Annotated in this window: 1 protein-coding gene and 3 tRNA genes; all 4 read left to right on the top strand. The window is 58.9% G+C overall.

Annotated elements, in window-relative coordinates:
• The first annotated feature begins 262 nt into the window (after positions 1 to 262).
• Positions 263 to 348: transfer RNA gene (locus CF68_RS06510), tRNA-Tyr, on the top strand.
• Between the two features lie 51 nt (positions 349 to 399).
• A tRNA-Gly gene (locus tag CF68_RS06505) sits at positions 400 to 473 on the top strand.
• Between the two features lie 37 nt (positions 474 to 510).
• Positions 511 to 585 (top strand) — tRNA-Thr (locus CF68_RS06500).
• A gap of 45 nt (positions 586 to 630) precedes the next feature.
• Positions 631 to 760, top strand: a 130-nt coding sequence (locus CF68_RS06495; protein ID WP_035816862.1) for a GTP-binding protein, incomplete at its 3' end; no start/stop codon positions are given.

Raw genomic sequence — 760 nt, 5'->3', positions numbered from 1 at the left:
GTGTGCTGCGAGGGGTTTTGTCTTTTCCGGCCGCGCTCGCACGTGGCCTCGAGGCCCTGCCAGGCGGCCTCAGAGCCTCCGAGAGCCGCGTTGGAAAGCCCTATAGGGTGAGAACGCAGAAATCCAAACTGCGCTTGTGGGAGCGATCAGGCGGTTCAAGCGCCACGCTGGAACGCCTTCCCTGGTTTGGCCAAGTACAGCATCCGCAACGGAAAGTGCTTGACAGGCAAGGTGAGAAGCCCCATAATCGATAGTTCTCTGCGGAGAGGTGCCCGAGTGGCTAAAGGGGGCAGACTGTAAATCTGTTGGCTTACGCCTACGCTGGTTCGAATCCAGCCCTCTCCACCAGAATGCAAGACAGCAGCCGGCAGTGCCGGTGAAGAAGCAGGAAAGAACCGGGCGGGTGTAGCTCAATGGTAGAGCAGAAGCCTTCCAAGCTTACGACGAGGGTTCGATTCCCTTCACCCGCTCCAGTCGCGCGGTTGCTGTCAGAGTAGTACGTCAAGTTTCGCCCATGTGGCTCAGTGGTAGAGCACTCCCTTGGTAAGGGAGAGGTCGGCAGTTCGATCCTGCCCATGGGCACCAAATACCACGCACTGGCAATATCGCTACCGAGACAGGAGTCGCGAAATGGCAAAGGAAAAGTTCGAGCGGACCAAGCCGCACGTGAACGTTGGCACGATTGGTCACGTTGACCATGGCAAGACCACGTTGACGGCAGCGATCGCTACGGTGCTGGCAGCCAAGTTCGGCGGTGCCG

This window comes from Cupriavidus sp. SK-4 (genome assembly GCF_000611125.1).
Classification (GTDB): domain Bacteria; phylum Pseudomonadota; class Gammaproteobacteria; order Burkholderiales; family Burkholderiaceae; genus Cupriavidus; species Cupriavidus necator.
Note: the sequence above shows the minus strand (reverse complement) of the source record. Positions and strands in the feature narration are given on the sequence as shown.